Annotated in this window: 2 protein-coding genes; both read right to left on the bottom strand. The window is 69.0% G+C overall.

Going from position 1 to position 2318, the window contains the following annotated elements:
• Positions 1-95: 95 nt before the first annotated feature.
• A complete protein-coding gene (gene rsmB, locus AC1VAN_RS18955) occupies positions 96-1427 on the bottom strand; it encodes a 16S rRNA (cytosine(967)-C(5))-methyltransferase RsmB (RefSeq protein WP_480986456.1) in 1332 nt (443 codons plus the stop codon).
• 3 nt (positions 1428-1430) lie between these two features.
• Positions 1431-2318, bottom strand: an 888-nt coding sequence (gene fmt, locus AC1VAN_RS18950) for a methionyl-tRNA formyltransferase (protein WP_480986455.1), incomplete at its 5' end; no start/stop codon positions are given.

The raw sequence follows: 2318 nt of genomic DNA, 5'->3' as shown, positions 1-2318 counted from the left end.
GCCCGGCACCCAACACCAACAGGGCCATCACAACGAACAGCCACGTCTGGCGTGACGCACGGGTTTTCAGCATGGGGGCTCGGACAGCGGTTGGGTCAGCCCTTTTTTAGCAGACGCGCGTAGAAAAATCCGTCAGCATCGTTTTCACCGGGCAGGCGCTGGCGAGCAATACCGTCACAATCCAGACCAAATGCGTCATCCAGCGCGACCGCTTCCGCATCCGCGTGCCATTTCRGGAAGCCCTTTACCTGATCGACGTTTTCCGCGCGCAGGATCGAGCAGGTGGCATACAGCAACACACCACCGGGGCGCAGCATCGACCAGCAGGCTTCCAGCAGGCGGGCCTGGATGCCGACCAGCGCATCGATGTCTTCCGCACGGCGATGGAACATCACGTCCGGCTGCCGGCGGATGACGCCGGTGGCCGAGCACGGTGCGTCCAGCAGGATCGCGTCGAACGGAACGCCGTCCCACCATGCCCCCGGATCGCTGGCATCGGCCACCTGCACCTGCGCGCCTTCGCCCACACCGGTGCGGGCGAACGTATCCCTTGCGCGCGCCAGACGACGGGCATCGATATCCAGCGCCAGCAATTGCAGGCTGGGGTCACGCTCGAGCAGGTGCGCCGACTTGCCGCCCGGGGCGGCACAGGCGTCGAGCACGCGGCTGCCTGCCGGCGGCGCCAGCGCGTCGGCTGCACACTGCGCCGACAGATCCTGCACCGACAGCAGGCCTTCGCCGAAACCGGGCAGCTGGTTCACCGGAACCGGCACGGCCAGTCGCAGCGCATCGGCGCTCAGCGCGCTGGCTTCGGCGGCAATGCCCACCTCGGCCAGGGCCGCCATCATCTTGTCGCGCCCGCCCTGCTGGCGGTTGGCACGCAGCCACAGCGGCGCTGGCTGCAGGCTGGCGGCGAAGATCGCCTCGGCCTGTGCCGGCCAGTCGTGCTCGACGGCCTCGGCCAGCCATGCCGGAAATGCGTCGCGCGCCGGTTGTTCGGGGAAGCCTTCGCGCTGGGCCCGTCGCAGGATCGCATTGACCAGGCCAGCCTGGCGTTCGCGGCCAAGTGCGCGTGCAGCATCGACCGTCGCCGACAGGGCCGCATGGGCAGGCAGTTCCAGCACATCCAGCTGGGCGAAGCCCACCATCAGCAACGTGCGCAGGTCGGCATCGCGTGCGGACAGCGGCTTCTGCATCCATCCCTGCAGGGCGGCGTCATAGGTGCTGCGACGGCGCAGCACCGCAAAGCACAACGCTTCAAGCAGCGCGCGGTCGCGGGTGTCGGACAGCTTCGGCAGCGCCCAGGCCAGTTCCGCCTTGAGCGAACGACCGCGGGTGAACACCTGCGCCAGCACGCGCGCAGCCAGCATGCGGGTGGCCGCGCCCGGCGCCGCCTTGGCGATGGAAAAATCGTTTGCCTTGCTCACCCGTCAAACCCCCACGCGCAGATCACGGCGCGCATTGAGGTAGTCGGCAGCGGTGATTGCCTTGCCGCCTTCGCGCTGCAGCACGCGCAGGCGCAACGCGCCCTGCCCGCAGGCGATGTCGATGCCCTCGCGGCCCGCGGCCAGCACCGTGCCCGGCGCCTGGCCATGCGTCACATCCAGCGCCACCGCGCCGTGGATGCGCACGCGCTCACCGGCCAGCAGTGCCTCGGCAATCGGCCACGGATTGAATGCACGCACCGTGCGCGCCAGCGCTTCTGCGTCCTGCGCCCAGTCCAGTTTTGCCTCGGCTTTGTCCAGCTTGTGCGCGTATGTCACGCCCTGCTCCGGCTGCGGCCGTGCGATCGGCTTGATGCCGGCGCGCAGCAGGCCCAGCCCATCGGACAGCACCTGCGCGCCGAGCTCGGCCAGCTTGTCGTGCAGCTGGCCACCGGTATCGGTAGCGGCGATCGGCAGCTCCTGGTGCAGCAGCACCGGGCCCGTATCCAGGCCGGCTTCCATCTGCATCAGGCAGACGCCGGTCTTGCTGTCACCGGCCTGGATGGCGCGCTGGATCGGTGCGGCGCCGCGCCAGCGCGGCAGCAGCGAACCATGCACGTTCCAGCAACCGTGGGTCGGAATGGTCAGCACCGCCTTGGGCAGGATCAGGCCATAGGCCRCCACCACCATCAGGTCCGGCTGCAGGTCACGCAGCTGCTGCTGGGCCACTTCGTCCTTCAGCGTTTCCGGCTGGTACACGGGGATGCCACGGGCGACCGCTTCCAGCTTGACCGGCGAAGGCGCCAGACCACGGCCGCGACCGGCAGGGCGATCGGGCTGGGTATAGACAGCCACCACCTCGTGATGACGCGCGGCCGCGCGCAGCGAAGACAC

It is taken from the genome of Stenotrophomonas sp. 05L44_2 (genome assembly GCF_056665995.1).
This window is presented reverse-complemented; position numbering and strand designations above follow the sequence as displayed.